This window comes from Sphingobacterium sp. MAE (genome assembly GCF_056711605.1).
Genome location: NZ_CM160044.1, coordinates 3,166,857 through 3,186,397 on the forward strand (window position 1 = coordinate 3,166,857; position 19,541 = coordinate 3,186,397).

General features: G+C 34.8%; 18 protein-coding genes. 12 read left to right on the forward strand and 6 right to left on the reverse strand.

Annotated features, from left to right (window positions below):
• Positions 1-393: 393 nt before the first annotated feature.
• Positions 394-1,437 carry a DNA topoisomerase IB gene (locus AC06G9_RS13605; RefSeq protein WP_480956487.1) on the forward strand — a complete coding sequence of 348 codons (1,044 nt, stop codon included), beginning with the start codon at positions 394-396 and terminating at the stop codon, positions 1,435-1,437.
• Positions 1,438-1,517: 80 nt separating this feature from the next.
• Here the strand turns inward: AC06G9_RS13605 and AC06G9_RS13610 are convergent, their stop codons facing one another.
• Entirely contained in the window at positions 1,518-2,024 is a 507-nt protein-coding gene (locus AC06G9_RS13610; protein ID WP_045754878.1) for a sigma-70 family RNA polymerase sigma factor, read from the reverse strand.
• An 812-nt stretch (positions 2,025-2,836) separates the two neighbouring features.
• On the opposite strand from AC06G9_RS13610, the gene AC06G9_RS13615 reads away from it, so the two are divergent.
• On the forward strand, positions 2,837-3,238 hold the full coding sequence (locus AC06G9_RS13615) for a hypothetical protein (RefSeq protein WP_248753384.1): 402 nt from the start codon (positions 2,837-2,839) through the stop codon (positions 3,236-3,238).
• Between the two features lie 196 nt (positions 3,239-3,434).
• Here the strand turns inward: AC06G9_RS13615 and AC06G9_RS13620 are convergent, their stop codons facing one another.
• Together AC06G9_RS13620 and AC06G9_RS13625 are read right to left on the reverse strand one after the other, a co-directional pair.
• Positions 3,435-4,424: a Gfo/Idh/MocA family protein gene (locus tag AC06G9_RS13620; RefSeq protein WP_480956488.1), complete on the reverse strand. Its 990-nt coding sequence runs from the start codon at positions 4,422-4,424 to the stop codon at positions 3,435-3,437.
• A 190-nt stretch (positions 4,425-4,614) separates the two neighbouring features.
• Entirely contained in the window at positions 4,615-5,514 is a 900-nt protein-coding gene (locus AC06G9_RS13625) for a LysR family transcriptional regulator (RefSeq protein ID WP_248753383.1), read from the reverse strand.
• A gap of 393 nt (positions 5,515-5,907) precedes the next feature.
• Here AC06G9_RS13625 and AC06G9_RS13630 point away from each other — a divergent pair, with 393 nt between their 5' ends.
• The 5 genes from AC06G9_RS13630 (at position 5,908) to AC06G9_RS13650 (ending at position 10,241) form a co-directional block, all read left to right on the forward strand.
• A complete protein-coding gene (locus AC06G9_RS13630; RefSeq protein ID WP_293925113.1) occupies positions 5,908-6,525 on the forward strand; it encodes an NAD(P)H-dependent oxidoreductase in 618 nt (205 codons plus the stop codon).
• Complete coding sequence (locus AC06G9_RS13635) at positions 6,522-6,809, forward strand: putative quinol monooxygenase (RefSeq protein ID WP_480956489.1); 288 nt, start codon at positions 6,522-6,524, stop codon at positions 6,807-6,809. The genes AC06G9_RS13630 and AC06G9_RS13635 overlap by 4 nt, the downstream gene beginning before the upstream one ends.
• Before the next feature lie 12 nt (positions 6,810-6,821).
• Positions 6,822-7,805, forward strand: coding sequence for an aldo/keto reductase (locus AC06G9_RS13640; protein WP_480956490.1), 984 nt, complete (start codon positions 6,822-6,824; stop codon positions 7,803-7,805).
• A 451-nt stretch (positions 7,806-8,256) separates the two neighbouring features.
• Positions 8,257-8,844: a glutathione peroxidase gene (locus AC06G9_RS13645; RefSeq protein ID WP_480956491.1), complete on the forward strand. Its 588-nt coding sequence runs from the start codon at positions 8,257-8,259 to the stop codon at positions 8,842-8,844.
• Between the two features lie 23 nt (positions 8,845-8,867).
• On the forward strand, positions 8,868-10,241 hold the full coding sequence (locus AC06G9_RS13650) for an aldehyde dehydrogenase (RefSeq protein ID WP_480958187.1): 1,374 nt from the start codon (positions 8,868-8,870) through the stop codon (positions 10,239-10,241).
• A 158-nt stretch (positions 10,242-10,399) separates the two neighbouring features.
• On the opposite strand, the gene AC06G9_RS13655 is transcribed toward AC06G9_RS13650, so the two are convergent.
• From AC06G9_RS13655 to AC06G9_RS13665, 3 genes are all read right to left on the reverse strand, one after another.
• Positions 10,400-11,287 carry an EamA family transporter gene (locus AC06G9_RS13655; protein WP_480956492.1) on the reverse strand — a complete coding sequence of 296 codons (888 nt, stop codon included), beginning with the start codon at positions 11,285-11,287 and terminating at the stop codon, positions 10,400-10,402.
• A complete protein-coding gene (locus AC06G9_RS13660) occupies positions 11,274-12,095 on the reverse strand; it encodes an alpha/beta hydrolase (RefSeq protein WP_045756441.1) in 822 nt (273 codons plus the stop codon). Before AC06G9_RS13660 ends, AC06G9_RS13655 begins: the two co-directional genes overlap by 14 nt.
• A 71-nt stretch (positions 12,096-12,166) precedes the next feature.
• Complete coding sequence (locus AC06G9_RS13665) at positions 12,167-12,739, reverse strand: Crp/Fnr family transcriptional regulator (protein ID WP_480956493.1); 573 nt, start codon at positions 12,737-12,739, stop codon at positions 12,167-12,169.
• A gap of 195 nt (positions 12,740-12,934) precedes the next feature.
• On the opposite strand from AC06G9_RS13665, the gene AC06G9_RS13670 reads away from it, so the two are divergent.
• The 5 genes from AC06G9_RS13670 to AC06G9_RS13690 all read left to right on the forward strand — a co-directional run bounded on the left by AC06G9_RS13670 (position 12,935) and on the right by AC06G9_RS13690 (position 19,535).
• Entirely contained in the window at positions 12,935-13,330 is a 396-nt protein-coding gene (locus tag AC06G9_RS13670; protein WP_480956494.1) for a ribosomal maturation YjgA family protein, read from the forward strand.
• 535 nt (positions 13,331-13,865) lie between these two features.
• Positions 13,866-14,381, forward strand: coding sequence for a carboxypeptidase-like regulatory domain-containing protein (locus tag AC06G9_RS13675; RefSeq protein WP_480956495.1), 516 nt, complete (start codon positions 13,866-13,868; stop codon positions 14,379-14,381).
• Complete coding sequence (locus AC06G9_RS13680) at positions 14,299-16,824, forward strand: SusC/RagA family TonB-linked outer membrane protein (RefSeq protein ID WP_480956496.1); 2,526 nt, start codon at positions 14,299-14,301, stop codon at positions 16,822-16,824. Before AC06G9_RS13675 ends, AC06G9_RS13680 begins: the two co-directional genes overlap by 83 nt.
• Positions 16,825-16,834: 10 nt before the next feature.
• Positions 16,835-18,517, forward strand: coding sequence for a RagB/SusD family nutrient uptake outer membrane protein (locus tag AC06G9_RS13685; RefSeq protein WP_480956497.1), 1,683 nt, complete (start codon positions 16,835-16,837; stop codon positions 18,515-18,517).
• 169 nt (positions 18,518-18,686) lie between these two features.
• Positions 18,687-19,535, forward strand: a complete 849-nt coding sequence (locus AC06G9_RS13690) for a helix-turn-helix domain-containing protein (RefSeq protein ID WP_480956498.1) — start codon at positions 18,687-18,689, stop codon at positions 19,533-19,535.
• Positions 19,536-19,541: the final 6 nt, after the last annotated feature.

Genomic DNA, 19,541 nt, shown 5'->3' on the forward strand with positions numbered 1-19,541 from the left:
GAATGATAGATAAAAAGGTTCGGTCTTTACTTATCTATTACCAAGCTGTTTTGAAATCGAGAAGCGGCAACGTTCGTATTTCATTAAAGTAGAGATTTGTCAACATGGAAATACAGGATAAAAAATCATTAAATGAATTTCAAATTATTTAGCTGTTACAAATACTTAAACTACTGCAAATAATACGCAAAATCTGACTTCTCCAAACATTGTGACCACTCATTAGTTTAAAGTATTACCATAGAATTAGGACAGGATACAAAATCTACGGTAACCTACAATTTATAATAAATAGGATGACTAAATAATGATTAAAAAATAATACAAGTACGTTCGAATCTTAACATGAGGCGTTTAATTCTTGATTCTACCAAAAAACAATAAATTTTTTCTATGAAAACAGCAATCTCTTCTCCTCATCCAGCTGTGGAGCTAAATCTGCGTTACGTAACTGGTAAAGAGTCTGGTTACAGTCGCAAACAAAAAAATGGAAAATTTTATTATTTTTCAAAAAAAGGACTGATTGAAGACGAAAATACAATTGAAAGAATAAAAGCATTGGTCATACCACCTGCGTGGCGTAATGTATGGATATGTAAATTCAAAAATGGTCACATACAAGCTACTGGAATAGACCAACGAGGCCGTAAGCAATATAAGTATCACCCAAATTGGTCCAGTATACGCAATCTCAAAAAATTTGATCGATTAGTAGGTTTTGCTAAGAAGATGAAGTTACTGCGCAATCAACTTACAAAAGATTTACGTAAAAGAGGGATGACCAAAGACAAAGTCTGTGCAATCGCAATCTGCACTATGAATGCTACTTATATACGTGCTGGTAATAAGTCTTACGAAGTGGAATATGGGTCTTTTGGTCTTACCACCCTAAAAAATAGACATATAAAAATAGACCGTAATGAAATTTTTTTTAAATTCAAAGGTAAAAAAGGTGTCTTACAGCAGGTATATCTCAAAGAACCAAAAATTGCTAAAATGTTAAAAAATCTCAAAGATATCCCTGGGCAGGAACTATTTCAATATTACGATCAAGAGGGTGAAATCCAAAGACTGGATTCTGGAGATCTAAATCTTTATCTAAAAAAAGCAATGCAGGAAGATTATACTTGTAAAGATTTTAGAACATGGGCAGGTTGCTCTTTGGCCTTAATGATGATGGCTCAACAGCCATTTTCTGAAATCGAAAGTGATCGAAAAAAAATGCTTTTGAATATTCTTGATTATGTTGCTGATCAATTGGGCAATACGAGAACAGTCACCCGCAACTACTACATACATCCTGATTTGCAAAAACAATATATATCAGGTTCATTGAAAACAATACTTGCTAAGCTAAAGAAAAAAATAGAAATGAAAGATGCTAGTGATGCAACAGAGAAAAGTCTGTTAAAATTCATTAAATCATTAGAAGCGTAATTTTAAACGGACAATGCTCCAAATACAAGGGCTCTCCAAAAATTAGATTTCAGAGAGCCCTTGTATTATAGTAATAAAGTTTAATTTTTATAGGTTGCTAAAGTACCTTTTAATCTTTTACGTGCAATGTGAATACGTGTTTTTACAGTACCAATAGGAAGATTAAGGTGTTCTGCAATTTCATTATATTTATAACCTTCAAATAACATCGTAAACGGCACATAAAATCCTTCATCTAATTCACCTAATGCTCTTTGAATATCTTCCATTACAAACTTATCTTCACCGCCATTTCTAACCGACGAATAATGAAGATGCGCGGTACTTATTTCGTCTTCTGTCGTAATAAACGAACGACTTTTTGTAGTACGTCTATAATTATTAATAAAAGTATTGCGCATAATGGTATAAAGCCAAGCTTTTAGATTAGATCCCTCTTGAAAATTACGAAAGTAGCTAACCGCTTTCAACATTGTATCTTGCAACAGATCATTGACCTCGTCATGATCATTTGTAAAACGTTTTGCAAAAACCTTGAGCTCATTTGTTTGCTCAATTACTTGGGTGTTAAATTCTGTCTTCGTCATAAAGGATAATTTTTGTGCTGTACTGTTATAAATCTCTGTTAACGCTTACTTTAATTTTATCTGGCAATACTGATATTAATTAAAACAATTGATCAAGATTGCTGTTAACAAAATAGCAAACAGTATGCTATATCCTTTCGATTTTATTCTTAAAAAAGAGTATTTATACGTTTAAACCCAAAGTTAAATCAAGAAGTCTATTGTTAAAATACACAGAACCTAAATTAAAGGAATGAATTTATACCAATGACTAGGTATTTAACCCCCATGAAAGGTGAAAAATCTTATATTCGTTTTTGGCAGCCCATGATGGTACCGAAATCGAATAAATAAGTTGTCCACTTCTCTATACAACTAACTAGGAATAGTGCCAGAAAGCAAAGAATACAGTTAAAATCACAGCTCTAATTCTATAATTTAAAATCATAACGCTCAAATGAGTATAACTTCTCTAAAGCATTTATTAAATTACTTGGATCAGCAAAAAGAGAATACCGTGGATCATCTCAAATTTTCATCCGATGCGGAAACCTATTTATATTATGGTTCGAAGATGACACCCAATAGTATAAACCTCTGTTAAGCCATTTTGTTAGTAAAGATCAGCGAAAGATCTGTATTCACTTCTGCAATGTTTATCAAAAGGACTTTTAACAGGTATAATTGTTCAAGGAAATAAAGCAAGATATATTGCCATGAGTTATAGCAATCCAGTGAACAAAACTAAGTCTATGCTATAATACGATAAAAAAGTACAGTAATTAGTATATACTCAAGATTTAGTACACGAACTAAACCTTAGAAATTATAATATGAATGATGCAGTAAATATACAAGGTATGTATTCTATTTATAGTGCAAATAGATGTATAAAATTCAGTATCTTCGCAACTATTATGGGTTACGCAAAAGAAAGAAAAAAGCTTGAGAAGCTTTCTGAAAAAACAATTGAACTTCAACACTTTGATAGTGCTAATTTAGCTATCATAACGGATATATTTGAGCAATATTCTCACACAATAAGGATACTTAAAAATAAAGATACTGAAACATTTAACAGCCTTTATTTAAATGAATTACAAGCAGTAAAAACAGCAAAAACTGCTTTAAAATTGTCAGAAGAAGTAGATCGTCAGATTCATTTCATGGCTTACAAAGAAGTATTATTGGATGCAATAACAAAAACTATTCAAGCTACTATCGATGTTGCTTAATTAGTTATTGACAAAACATAAAAAATAGGAATCTACCCTTTCAAGGTCGGTTCCTATTTTTTTTTAAACTTAGTAGACATGTAAAAGGTAGGCAGCTCATCCTTCTAATTAAACTTATTTAATTGTATTTAAGGTTAGATGTTTATCAAAAAATAATCAATAAAATTATTCAACAGAACGGCTTAGAATTAGAAAATCAATGATAGACTACCGCAAATGTATCAATCATCTGCATTAATGTAACTGCCTCTTCTATTGAACTTGGATTTGTCCCCTTCCCTAAAAAGTAATTTACAGTATTATCAATCATCGGATGTTGGATGTTTTCGGGATGTGTAAAGAAAATTTCACGCTCTCCTTCGCTCCCTTTTAAAGTGATGTTATTGCCGAATATTGAAAATTTTAAGCTCCCTAACTCACCTATTACCTCACAAGTATCCACATTATCGGATTTCGATACATTAAAATTCCAACTTCCATTAAATACAATTTTATGATCAAATAATATCGTTCCTATAGTTTGATCTGCGACGTTATTGTTATGAGGATTTTGAACCTGACTAAAACCCGAATAGGACAGCGGTTTTCCAAAGAAATAAAGCATTAGATCTAGTTGGTGTGGCGAAAGGTCAAAAAAATATCCTCCACCTGAAATTGCTGGATTTGTGCGCCAGTTTGATGGATCTTGAGTAACTAAATCAGGAGATCTAGATTGCCATAGACGTAAATCTACAAGTCTTATATCACCGATCACACCTTGCGTAATGATTTCTTTAATTTTGAGAAACATAGGAAGTTGTCTTCGATAGTGAGCAACGACAAGCTTACCTTGATATTGCTCAACAGCGTCTGCCAGACATGTCGCCTCATCTGCATTGAGCGTAACTGGTTTTTCAATATAAACTGCTTTACCATGTTTCAATGCCTTGATAGCATATTCAAGATGTGAAGATGGCGGTGTAGCGATATAAATGGCATTAATCTCGGAATTCAGTAATAACTGATTCACATCATCATACCACAATGGAACCTGATGCCGACGTGCATAGTCTGCTGCTTTTTTGCCATCCCTCCGCATGACAGCTAACAACTGACTATTACTGACTTTATTGAAGGCTGGTCCGCTCTTTTTTTCCGTTACATCACCACATCCAATAATCCCCCATGTGATCTGCTCTTTTTTCATTTCTATTCTATAAAAATCAGTTTTTATGGTATGAATCAAAATAAGGATGATCTACCTAGCTTTTTAATTTCACCAATCATAGTATACATAAATCCATGATGTTAATTTTACTTAATTTCTTACAAACAAATCAACCGCCTATTCTTTATCTATCCATTAATAGAGTTCCTATTGATGGAAAAAATCACAATTATCTTGCCATTACTTTTCTGAATAATACTTTGATATGATCAATCTCGTCGTGATGAACAGTTTTTTTCCGATTGCCGAAATATAGAGTGTTTTTCAACTTTTTATCCCCTTCCCAGATCAGTTGTATACTTCCGTTATCAATCTCGCTGTGACATAAAAAATCTGGGACTACAGCTAAACCAGTTCCAGCACTTAGACAACGCACAATTGAATTGAGATTGGGAACAATATAGTTGGGTCTAAAATCTGGCTTTTTACCAAAATTTAAGTTCCAAAAATTAAAAAGATGTTCCATATCACCAGTTGTGCCATACCACTTCTGCTGCTTCAGCCACTCCTCAATAAAACCCTTATTTTTTGTTTTCAATACCTCTTTAAAAGCCTCAGTATCGACCTCCTTTCCCCCTACCAGCACGATTTTTTCATATGAAAACGGTTCATGTTCAATATTGGCAGACACCCCCTTTTTAGGGGTGATGATCAAATCTAAAATACCTTTGTCCAGTTGATCAAGCATCTCAGGATACTCTCCAAAACTGATAATCAGATTAAAAGGAAGTGTCGAGACATACTGTTCCAAAGTAATCTGAAAAGTTTCAAAACACATACCTACACTTATTGTCGGGATATGTTTCTCTGTTGACCGCTGAAAGTTTTTCTCCACCTCCTCGAGTTTTGTTAAAGGCTCGACCAACGCATTAAATAATACTTTTCCATGTTCTGTTGGTATCATTTTACGACCTGTACGGTCAAACAATTTATTTCCAACATAGGTTTCCAGCGAACTTAGATGCAAACTAACACCAGGTTGCGAAATAAATAAGATTTCCGCAGCACCTGTTAATGTCCCTGTCTTATAGATCGCTTTAAACGTGCGATACCATTCTAAATTAACCATAGTATCAAAAATATGATGTAAAAATACTAAAAGTATCATAAAAATGATAAATCGCGACCGATATAAAAAATCATATATATGAAAAACCCGCATTCTTCCACCAATATAATTCACTCTTTTTAAGAATATTAAAAGAACACCACGCTGGTTAATAAACCTTTATTGCTCACAATCGCCCCTATTGAACACGGCAACTCTTACAAAGTAGCAACTGAAAGCAAAAGTATCATAAATATGATAGTTAACTATAATTTATCCTATTTCTATAATAATACAAAGCCCAATACCTTTGTAACAGAAATTTAAAATAAAATGAAATATTCACGATAGCCAAACAGCAATGAAAGTAATCTGGATATTCCATAGACACATTAAAATACAATTCATTTACATATGAAAAATATATTAATTATCAACGCCGGACAATCATTCGCGCATTCAAGTGGACGGTTCAATAAAACAGTAACGGAAAATACAGTTGCTTTTTTTGAAAAGTTTATGGATGTGGAGGTAAAAGTGACAACGATATCCGAAGGATACGACAAAGACACAGAAGTGGAGAAATTTGTTTGGGCAGATTATATTATCTATCACACTCCGATGTGGTGGTTTCAGGTTCCAAATGGTTTTAAAACATATATTGACGAGGTATTTACAGCAGGTCATGGAAAAGGAATTTATCGAAATGATGGAAGACGTTCCGAAAACCCCGACATCGACTATGGCACTGGAGGCATGTTACAGGGCAGAAAATACATGGTTACATCCAGCTGGAATGCACCTAAAACAGCTTTTACATTACCCGGAGAGTTTTTCAAGCAAACCAGTGTAGACGAGGGACCGCTATTTGGTTTCCATCGCATGAATGCATTTGCATCACTAGAAAAATTAGAAAGTTTTCACTTTCATGATGTTGAAAAAAATGCTGACATTTTACGCGATATGCAAGCTTATGAAAATCATCTTGAAAAAGTGTTCACAGAAATAGTAACAGAAAAATTAGTGTCATGAAAATTTATTTAACAGCCATCATCAAGGCAAAAGGCGAGTGTAAGGATGAAGTCCTTTCTGTATTACAATATATGGTTGAAGAAACACGTCAAGAAGAAGCATGTGAATTATACAGCTTACATCAAGCTATTGATGATGATAATCTGTTTACCTTCTACGAGATATGGAAATCAAAATCGGGTCTAGACAATCACAACCGACAACCTTATATTCAAGCATTTGGTAAATTGATAGAAGAAAAATTACAGGAGCCCCCCACGATATTGATTACAGCATTAATTTAAAAAAAGAACATCATGGAATATAGAAGATTAGGAAATACAGATCTAGAATTATCAGCAATCACTTACGGAGCATTTGCTATTGGAGGAAATATGTGGGGCGGAAATGAAAAGAAAGATTCTATTGCTGCCATACATGCATCACTTGATTATGGTGTTAGCAGTATCGATACTGCTCCATTCTATGGGTTTGGTTTGAGCGAAGAAATGATCGGTGAAGCCATCAAAGGAAAAGATAGATCAAAAATACAGTTATTGACTAAATTTGGATTAGTTTGGGATGGTAGTAATCGAGGTAAAGGCGATTTTTTCTTTGACGCAGAAGAACAGGGAAAAGTTGTTCCTGTGTTTAGGTATACGTCCAAAGCCCATATTATTAAGGAACTTGAAGAAAGTCTCAAACGCTTGGGAACGGATTACATCGACCTCTTACAAGTACATTGGCCAGATTTGACAACTCCCATCAGCGAAACTATGGAGGCTTTGGAGCTACTTATTGAACAAGGAAAAATACGCGCTGCCGGAGTTTGTAATTACGACATAGCACAATTAAAAGAGGCGTCAGAAACAATCCAATTAGCCAGTAATCAAGTTTCCTATAGTATGCTCAATCGTGGTATTGAGCATGATATAGTACCTTATGCGCTAGATACCAAAACAGGAATCATCGTTTACAGTCCCATGGAACGAGGTTTGTTAACGGGTAAATATTTTAATGAAAGTAAATTAAAAGAAAATGATCATCGTAAAGAATATTTTTCTCAATTTAATCTTGAAAAAGTAAAGAATTTAATCACATCACTTGAGCCTATTGCTGAAAATAAGAAAGTATCTGTAGCTCAATTAGTATTACGATGGACAACGATTCAACCTGCAATAACTGTTGTGTTGGCAGGTTCTCGAAATGCTGAGCAGTCTATTGCCAATGCTAAAGCCATGGACATCAATCTCAGTTCAGAAGAATTAATGATCATCAATAATCAGCTTTCAAAGCTTTAATTTTTAAAGGGTATTACATTCAAGTACAACAGAAAGGGAGAAGGAAACAGGTATACTTCTCCTTTTTCTATTTTAAATGATCTATCCGAACGAACGAGTCCATTTATTCTCAACAATTCAATCTATAATACTTGATCAAGTACTTTCAAAAATTTATCCTCATTATAGATATCTTGTGTCAAAACATGAATAACATCTCATATATCTTTATTTAATTTTTAAATAGCACATTAGACAATCCAATCTAATTATCCAAAATAGTGTATATGCTATTCTTTATTGTGTAAAAATTATTGTTCTTCTACATTTAAAAGTATCTAAGTACGGACAAACTATTTATTTGTAACTTAGTTCCTGAGATCGCTATTCAAAATATTTTTTAAAAGGAGTCCATATTTTTTAGACCGATTTCACAAAAATAATCGGCATCGCATATCAACAGTCTTTCACTATGAATTTAAAGCAAAAAATAATGCATATCCTATACCCTGTGATCAAAAAGATTTCCAAATCAGGAAAGATGGGGACAATGCGTTACAACAAACCCGAAAAAGGAACTCCGGAGTCATTTTACCATTTAAATATAATAAAAAGCAATGGTCAAAAATTAGATTTTTCCTATCTTAAAGGAAAAAAAGTAATATTGGTAAACACAGCATCTGACTGTGGTTATACCCGTCAATATGAAGAGCTCCAACGATTACATGAAAAATTAGGTGATCGAGTTGCTATAATTGCAATTCCAGCTAATGATTTTGGTAGTCAAGAAAAAGGTAATGATGCTGAAATTACACAATTTTGTCAGTTAAATTTTGGACTTACATTTCCTGTTGCCAAAAAAACTACTGTCATCAAAAACAGCGCACAGCATCGCGTATTTCAATGGTTGACAAATGCCTCATGCAATGGATGGAATGATCATGCACCAGATTGGAATTTCAGCAAATATATCGTTGATGAGAATGGAAATCTAACCCATTATTTTGGACCAAGTATTTCCCCTATGGATACTGAGTTTATAAAAGCAGTCGAAAATTAAAAACAGCAATAGAGACTACACACATTAAATATATGGATTTACAACAGATACATAAGTCTCAACGACAATTCTTCCTGTCAGGAGCGACCAGATCTATTAATTTCAGAAAACAACAACTCTCCAAATTAAAGGGACTACTTAAATCCAACGAAGAAAAATGCTATAATGCCATTTACAAAGATTTTCGAAAATCTCCTTTCGAAACTTATACCAATGAACTGACTATTATCTATTCAGAAATAGACTTTTATTTAAAGCACCTTGATCAACTGGCGAAACCAAAACGAGTTCGCACAAATTTAGCAAATCTGCCCGGAAAGAGTTATCGATATTCAGATCCATTAGGGAATACACTCATTATAGGAGCATGGAATTATCCATACCAATTAACACTAGCGCCGCTGGTCAGTGCAATAGCAGGAGGAAATACCGCTATGATCAAACCAAGTGAACTACCTGAACAGACTATGCTACTCATGGAAGAGCTAATCAATAAAAATTTCCCAAAAGAGTATCTCTATGTAATCAAGGGTGGCATACCGGAAACTACCGCTCTTTTGGAACTGCGTTATGATAAAATTTTCTTTACAGGAAGTCCTAAAGTCGGTAAAATCGTGTATCAAGCTGCTGCTAAACATTTGTGTCCAGTCACATTGGAACTAGGAGGTAAATCACCAGCGATCATAACCCCCTCGGCAGATCTAAAAGTGGCTGTTAAACGCTTGATATGGGGGAAATTTCTCAATAGCGGACAGACCTGTATCGCTCCAGATTACCTATATGTACATGAGTCTATACAAGATCAGGTATTGCAAATGATCAAAATAGTATTAGAAGAAGTACGCTATACTGAAAATTCAGATCACTATGTCAGCATCATCAATAGACGCAATTATGACCGTCTTGAGCAGATGATCAATAAAGATAAGATCGCTTATATCAGCGGAAAAAATAATTCTGAAACGTTGCATTTTGCACCTACAATTATGACTGATGTCAGTTGGGAAGATCAAGTGATGCAGGAAGAAATATTTGGTCCAATCCTACCTATATTGACGTACATCGATCTAGAGCAAACTTATCAAATCATTACACAACAAGAAAAGCCACTGTCGGCTTATTTATTCAGTAACGAATCATCAGAAAAAGAAATGTTTCTGGAATTCTTATCTTTTGGCGGCGGATGTATCAATGATACAATTATGCACGTCGCCAATGAATCTCTTCCCTTTGGTGGTGTGGGAAATTCAGGTATCGGAAACTATCATGGTGAAGCTGGATTCCATTGTTTCACACATCAAAAATCAGTACTAAAAAAAGCGACATGGGGTGAACCCAATATTAAATATCCTCCGTACACGGATACAAAATTAAAATGGATAAAAAGATTGCTTTAAAATAGAACGTAATAGCGGACTTCATCATGGTTAAACTAATAAAATTTAATTTGTTTAAAAAAAATAAGAATCTTTATCTAACTATTTCTGATTCAATATATATCATCATAGATACGTTTGTAACATACAAACGTATCTATGATTAGACTGCATCATCATCATTTAAGACCAGTTTTTATTTTTTTATTCATCAATACAATTGCAAACAAAATCAATGTGATCCCAGTCCATTGAACCATGACAACAGACTCATGTAAAATGATAACTGCTGATAGAATCGATACAGGAATTTCCAGACTAGCGAAAATATTACCCAACGAAATTCCGACCTGTGGAATACCTTTCGTGAAAAGAAGCGGTGGTAAAATAGTCCCAAAAATAGCAATCACAATTCCCCAATATAAACTATCTAAAGTCATTTGTTGAACAATACTGATATTCCAAAACATAATAATCAAAAGTAAACCTCCCATAACTAAATATTTGCTTCGGATATGACTAGGCACATCCAAGGCTACAGAACTTGATGCAAAAAGTGATAACGTATAGGAAGCTCCTGCCCCTAACCCCAATAAAAGACCTTTTAAACTGAAGTTAAGCTCCGCATCAAAAATGTTTGTTGCAAGCACTGTACCAATCAAAACGATGATCACACCGATAATCTTAGTCGTATTTGGTCTTTTTTTATGAACGACAACTTCAACAATAAGACTAATCCAAATGGACTGCATAAGCAGTATAATCCCTACGGATACTGGAACATATTGAATCGATAGATAGTATAGCGTGGTGGTAAGTCCAAGCGAAGTTCCCCAAAGCAGCAGCGTTGACTTTGATTTAAAAGATACTACTATGTTCGCCTCACTTGATCTTTTTTTCCAAATTAAGTCTAGCCCTAATAAAAATATAAATCCGATAAAAAATTGCCAAAATGTAAGTGCGCTTGTTCCTATACCTAAACCATTTGCGTATTTGACAATGGTCGCCAATAATCCATAACTAATGGCTCCTAATAGCACATAGATAACTGCTCTAAAATTTTTCATAATAAAAGTAGTTTTCAAATAAGGCTAATTGATTAGAAAGCGATCTGCTCCAATAAGAGGTATCATGAGCACCCTTTGATTCTTGATAAATATGGTCCACATGTGCCTCTATCAATTGATTATGAAAGCTTCTATTCATACCGATCATCTGGTCATCCTCAATACCGCAGTCTAAAATATAAAACTGATCTGCACTTTTCATTTTCCCAATCTTATTGGAAGTTAAATATGATCGATCTAATTGTTGATATGCACCTAAAACTTGATCAACTTGATATTGATGATAGGCTTCACCAAATTGGGCAAAATCCAATGCACCACATGAACTCCCCACTAGAGAAAATACATGTGAAAAGGTAACACCTATATTAATTGCACCATAACCACCCATACTCCATCCCAAAATACCCCTATTTGCCCTATTAGAAACGACTGGATAATGAGCGTCGACATACTTCACCAATTCATCTCCTATAAAAGTTTGATACTGAGATCCGCGATCAATTGGGCTATCAACATACCAGCTGTTAAAATGACCATCAGGTAAAATATAGATGGTTTGAAAAGACTGCGATTTTGTGATTAAATCGGGTATGTCCCGCTGATAAGTTCTTTCGGAATTGCCACTATAGCCATGTAAAATATAAACCGTTTTATAGCTTTTCCCTTCTACGATGTCAGGCGTGATGATGACTACCGGAACTTTCTTTTGCATTTTTGCACTATATACTTGCTCATGGATAATCTGTTGTCCAAAAACAGGTAGTATAATTACAAAAATAAAGCATGTCATTGCTGTTTTTTTCATCTTCTTTTTATTTTAATCCAGGACAAAGGTCTAGGTTCAAAAGATGAAAAACGTTTACATATGTTGAGAAATTAGGAATTTAACTCTTTACGTATACGGCTTAATTGAGTTGGTGTAATACCTAAATAGGAAGCAATATGATGTTGTTTAAGTCGTTGATATAATTTCTGATTTTCATAGAGTTTAATGTAACGGATTTTTGCTGTATCCCATTTTAGACCAATTTCTAAAGGTTCCTTCTTCACAACCCAATTTTTCTCTAAATAATGAATTTGAAACAATGCCAAATCATGATGTTTGACCAGTAGCTCACGGAAGGCTTGAGCAGGATACATCACTAATTCACAATCTTCTAAAGCGACGATACTAAAGGTACTGGGTTTATTTTCAATGATCGCCGAGGTAGAAGCAACAAAGCTATTTTCTTCAAAAAACAGTTTGAAAATAGCATGACCATCGTCATCAACAGTATAATACCCCAACAAACCTTTGCGGATGAAATAATAATATCGTGCCCTATCACCCGCGCTTAAGATTAAATCATTCTTTTTGAAAGATTGTATTTTGCAAATAGCTTTAACAGCATCAGCTGTTTGCTCTGAAAGGGGGTAATAAGAATTTACCTGTTTCAAAAAATCATCCATAGTCAATTGTATTGCTATTGGCTAAAGTACACAATTGTTCCTACTCTCACTACTCAAGTTCTATTGTACAACTTTATTCACTTCTCCGAAATATTTAACTACTTTCGCAATTAAGATCAGCCTAAGAGAGGTTTACAAGGATAGTAATTAAAAATTCTTGACGTTAATATCAAAAAAAAGTAATCGCAATCATTCATGATAACTAACCTGAGAAATAAAAAGATAAGATATCTTTTGCTTGCTATAACGACAATAATAGTAGGCTTAGCTTCTAGAAAATTGACCTTTATTCCAGCTGTAACGGGTGATATACTTTATGCTGTGATGGTCTACTGGTTCTGTAGGTTACTATTTTATGATCGTTCAAATTTATTCTCCATTACAATAGCGCTTGTTTTTTGTTTTTTCATTGAATGCTTGCAATTGGTACAAATTCCCTTGTTGATCTTTATCAGAAATAACCCAGTACTCCGTCTGATATTTGGACAAGGATTTCTATGGTCAGATTTAATAGGTTATATCGCTGGCGCTACTCTTGCTTTCTTATTGGATAATAAAAAAGGTATGATTGATCCACCAAAAAAAATGTAAATGGCGTGAAGACATTATCAGATCTAAATGATCTTAGTTTTTATTTTTCTAAAAGTCTATTTCCCTTTAATAAACAAAATTACTCTGTAGACTCCTTAAACATAGAAATACAATCCAGTTGTACATCTAAATTTAAATTTTTCTCCAATCAACTTTAAATTACGCAATCATAATTTGAAATAAGCAGACCATAATGCTTGTTCTTAATCCAATAACAATATTTAACACACGAGATTAGTACCATCAAATACAAAAAGTGAGATTAATCTTATTTTCTTATAAATTTATACTTTTTTACTTAAAAAGATAAAACATAAGCAAATCGTCTCATAATCATATCAAAATGTCTCACCATAAGGTTTAAGGTTTAAAAATTTCTCAATTTGAGGATGATAACCAAACCAACTATGATAATTATTATATACTTAATAAGCTCCTATTATTGCTACGGCATATTGACTTCAATATCGAACGGATTATACTCGAAATAATCTTCACCAATAATTTTAAACACCTCTTATAAACATTTTAGCTTATGAAATTTAAAATCAACAATTTTAAAGTAGCTACCAAATTATTGCTGTTTAGTACCAATTTTTACGCGATCACATCTATGGCATCGCCTATGAACCAGTACAGTAATGAGTTGCAGTCAGTACTTAGCGGTAGTATCACCGATGAAGCTGGAAACCCTTTAGCCGGAGCCACGATTCATGTCAAAGGTACTCCAAAAAGTACCGCTTCGGACCAGAATGGTATTTTCAAATTGAACAATGTCAAAAAAAATGAAGTCATCTCCATCCATATGATCGGATTTACAACACAAGAGGTTCGATATAATGGCGAAACCACCCTCAATATCAAAATGATATCGGTAGCACAAAGCTTAGAAGAAGCTGTCGTAGTAGGTTATGGTACCATCGATAAAAAAGAACTTACAAGTGCTGTATCCACCATCAAACAAAGACATGGTCGCAGGTACGGTATCACCATTACTTGCTATCCAAGGAAAAGTTCCAGGGCTAAGCGTCATCTCGACCAACGGGACTGATCCCAACGCGGGAATTTCCTTGCAACTACGAGGTGTTAATTCAGTCAATGCATCTCAGGGGCCTTTGGTTGTGATTGATGGTGTACCTGGTGGTGATATCAATTCGGTTGCTAAGGAAGACATTGAATCGATTAATGTACTGCGAGACGCTTCGGCCGCAGCCATTTATGGAACTAGAGCTTCTGGTGGGGTTATTTTAATTACAACTAAAAGACCTCAAATAGGAAAAGCACAAGTCAATTTTACTTCAGAATATTTCATCGAAACCGTGCGCAAAAAACCTGAAGTCCTATCTGCCGAAAAATTTATTGAATATGGCCTTGGGAATGACCTTGGGCACAAAACTGATTGGTACGATGAAGTGACAAATAACAATCCATTTAGCCATAGACAAGTGGTAAACATCAGTGGTGGATCTGAAAATGCCAATGTGTACACGACCTTTACAAAAAGAGATGCTACTGGTATGGCCATTACATCTAAAAGGGAAGAAATAGGTGGACGTATCAATTCATCCTTTAAGTTTTTTGACGGGTTTGCTGAATTAAACACTAATGTAAGCTACAATGAAGCAAAAGCCTTTGGAAGCAATAATGATATTTTCAATATGGCAATGGTGCTTAATCCAACAGAAACTCCTTACGATGTAAATGATGTCAGCGGATTTAATGTTCTAGTAGGTGGATATGATTATTGGAATCCAGTGGCCGAAGTGAAACTGAGATCAGATTTAAAACAATTTAAATATCTGTTAGCCAATAGCACGTTAAAGCTCAATCTCACGGAACATCTAACCACAAGTGCAACAATTGGGGTGAAAAACAATTCTGAACATGGCACTTATTATCGATCCGCTCAACATCGATTATCAAGGCAGGATGGTGTAGATGGAAATGCTTCACAATACTATAACAAATATAATGACCGGGTATTTGAATGGACGGTTAATTACAATAATCGATGGGCAGATCATGCGGTAAATGCGGTCGCAGGTTACAGTTATCAAGATTTTAATGGTCAAGGATTTTCAGCCAATAACTCTGATTTTCCTGTAGATGGCATTAAAGAAAATGATATGGGAACAGGGAGCTACTTAGTCGAAGGTAGAGCAGGTATGGGTTCATGGCGCAACCCTTGGGTGAAATTAGCTGCTTTTTTTGGTCGTGTCAATTACTCTTATTTGGATCGCTATATTCTGACTGCGACAGCGCGTTATGAGGGCTCTAGTAAGTTTGCTCCCAAAAATAGATGGGGATTCTTTCCTGGTCTATCTGCAGGATGGCGTATCTCACAAGAACCCTTCTTAAGAGATGTTAGTTTTATCAATGATCTAAAATTACGGGCAGGATATGGTGAAACCGGAAATGAAGGTTTTGACGCTAAAGTAGCGAGCCGAATGTACAGTGCTGATACTTGGTTCTTACAAGATGGTAATTGGTTTAGAACATACGGTGTCATGCACAATCAAAATCCTGATATCAAATGGGAAGTTAAAAAAGAGTATAATCTGGGTCTAGATTTTTCAATTCTAGAAAATAAATTGAGCGGAAGAATTGACTTCTATAAGCGTAAAATAGATGACCTTATTTATGACATCAGCGTCTCCCAGCCACCAGCAATCCATGATAAAACAACCATGAATGTTGGAAGCATGCAAAATACAGGTTACGAATTTGAATTAAATTATAAAGCAGTATCCAAGGAGCACTTTACGTATAGTACCGGTATTGTGGCTTCTCATAATAAAAGCACCCTCAATACCCTGTGGGGTAGCCAAACATTTACTGATCGAAAAGACTTCCCTGCACCAGGCTCCCCTGGATCAGCAGTGAGACTTTATCCGGGCGAAGATATAGGAAGATTTTATATCTGGAAATTTGCAGGATTTACAGATGATGGTTACTGGCAGCTATACGACAAAGATGGAAATATATTTGACGTTAGAGAACGAAGTAAAACTGTTGGCGATAAAGCCTTCGTCGGCAATGCGATCCCAACGCTTCAATTATCTTGGAACAATCAATTCTCTTATAAAAACTGGGATGCAAGTATCTATATGCGGAGTTGGATAGGCCATGATGTCTTTAATATGATCAATATGTACTACAGCCTGCCTAATGTCAAAGGACAGAATGTCTTGGCAGAAGCCTACGATAAACATAAAAATATCAAAGGTGAAAAAGAATTGAGTGATTACTGGCTTGAAAAAGGCACATTCTTAAAGGTTGACGCGCTCAATATTGGATATTCATTCAATACCAATGTAATCAAACCGATAAAATCACTTCGTATTTATGCTACTGCAAGGGACTTATTTGTATTTACAAATTATACAGGATTGGATCCGGAGGTGAACATCAATGGACTTGAACCTGGTTTTGAAGAAAGAAATGTCTATCCAAAAACCAGAACTTTTATGATGGGTCTACAAATTAATTTTTAAAAATAAAATCATGAAAAAATATATATCGATATTAACACTATCTGCAGGACTCATCTTTCAGGGCTGTACCAAATTAGATCAGGAATTTTATAGTTCTGTTACTCCTGAAACATTTTATAAAAGTGAAAAAGATATTAAAGCAGCCTTGTTTAGACCTTTTACACATGCCAAGTGGTACTTGGGAGAAGATCGCTGGAGACTACAAGAGTATACTGCTGACAACTTTGCGATCACGACAAAGGGCAGACATTGGTATAATGGCGGAGAAAATGAACGATATCATTATCATAAATGGACCGCAGATGACGGTTGGATCTGGGGAACATGGCGTGGAACGCTCATGGGAGTTGCTCTTGCTTTGGATACCAAAAATGATCTTTCTAAATTGGACTATACAAAATTTGCTTTAACTGCTGAACGCCAAAATGCTGATATGGCTCAACTCGATGCATTAATTTCCTACTTCTATTTAAGAGGATTGGACTATTTTGGTGGAATGCCTATTTTTGAATCACTAGATCAAGAGTCACTTCCTCGAAATACGGAACAGGAACTCTTTTTACATATTGAAAAGTTACTGACCGCAGCTATGAATAATTTACCTGCAAAAAAAGCTGGTGATAAAGAAGAAGGGGCAATACGAAAAGCTGCTGTAGCGGCGATGCTTGCTCAATTGTATTTTAATGCGGAAACTTATATTGGTAAACCGATGTATGAGGAAAGTAGAAAATTAAGTCAAGCGCTCATCAATAAAGAATATGGTGATTATCAATTAGACCCAACCTGGAATGGAGTTCATGGCTTCAAAAACAACAGTTCTCCAGAAATCATATGGTCTATGCCTTCAGAATTTAAAATGTTAGAATACAATTGGTTTTATGCGGACTTCTACCATTACAATACACGTGAATATTTTAGTCAAGATATGGGCGGGAATAATGGTGCCCACCTTACTCCTTCTAGAAAACCAGATGGTACACTTTACAGCAGTGATTTTAAATTAGGATCGCCCTATGAAACATTCACTACCGGAGATTTTCGAAAGAACCCCTATCACTATTTAGGTACTGAAAATTATGAAGGTATGTTCATCGTGGGACCTCATCTATCTCCAGACGGGAAAGCCATTCTTGGCGGTGAAGAATATAATAAACAGCCTTTGAATTTTGTAGATCAGGTGGCACGTTTTTCAGAAGTCGGTCCAGGAAAAAAATACAGCTCCGTGGCTCAACTTCCATCAAAGATGTCCGAAGGCGAAGAAAATACTGGAATTCGTCTAGTAAAAGTTCCTATTCCAAATCTAGCTAATAATACATTGCGATGGGGCGCAGATATGCCGGTGATCCGATTAGCGGAAATCTATTATATGTTAGCCGAATGTGAATTTCGTATCGGAGATAAAAGTAAAGCTGTCACGTTGATCAATGAGGTCAGAAAAAGAAATTTTAAAGACAATATCGATTTAAATCCAGTCACAATTGCTAATATAGATAAATATCGTTTTCTAGATGAATGGAGTATCGAATTTATAGGAGAAGGTCGTAGAAGAACTGACCTCATCAGATGGAAAGCCTTTACGACAGAAAAATGGTGGGATCACTCCCCCTCTAGTAGCTTACATCTCAACCGTTTCCCTGTTCCTAACCAAGCTATTGCTGGAAACAATAAACTAGAACAAAACCCTGGTTACTAATCGACAACAACCTCTTAAGTCATTGATTTAAGGGGTTTGTTTTTTTATCATAAGAATACCTGAAAATTTACTGCAGATATGCTGTACTTTTGTTATCTGCCACAAGTCAGACCAGGAATAGATAAACTAAAGGAAAATAAAACCTTTACTAAGGATATAATAGTAAATAATGACTCAAAAAGAACTCTTTAACACATTGAAAAATGATAGTACCGTACAAATAGAATTATGCTCTGCATCAGAATTCTATGCAATAAAGCATCATAGAACAAACTGTTATGTGCTTATTTTAGGAATGAAAGGATTTTGTGAAATACAGATCGATCATCATTCGTTTCGAATAACGAAAAGTTCTATTACTATAATCCCACCTTTATCTACCTATTCTTTACAGCGTCCAAGTCACGATTATGCGGCGCAGATCATTACTTTTGAAAGCACACTACTATCTACAGGTATATTTGAAACCAATATTCTCAACGACCTCTTATTTATAAATCCAGAATATGCGCCAACGTTTCCGTTAAAAAGGACTGAATTTCATGATTTTTACTATAAGTTTAAAAAAATAAAATTAGAACTCGATCATGATAAACCATTTGGAATAGACATGATTCGTCTCTATCTTATCCAACTTATATACGAATATAACCGGATCTGTGAAATTTGTTTAATCAATTCGGATACTTCCATTAATCGAAAATATCAAATTACACAACGCTTTCGAACCTTATTAAAAGAGCATATTAAAATAGCTAAAGATGTCGCTTTTTATGCTGATAAACTTCATATATCACCTAAGTACCTAAGCGAATGTGTACACGATCAACTTGGATATTCTGCTCTCCGTTTAATTCAAAATCAGCTTATGGTTGAGGCTGAGCGCTTACTAAAGTATGGAGATATGAATATCAAACAAATTGCGCTCATGCTCAACTTTGACACAGCCAATCACTTTTCACGACTCTTTTACAAATTGAGAGGTATGACTCCTACCGAGTACCGATCAAAACCGTAAAAAAGG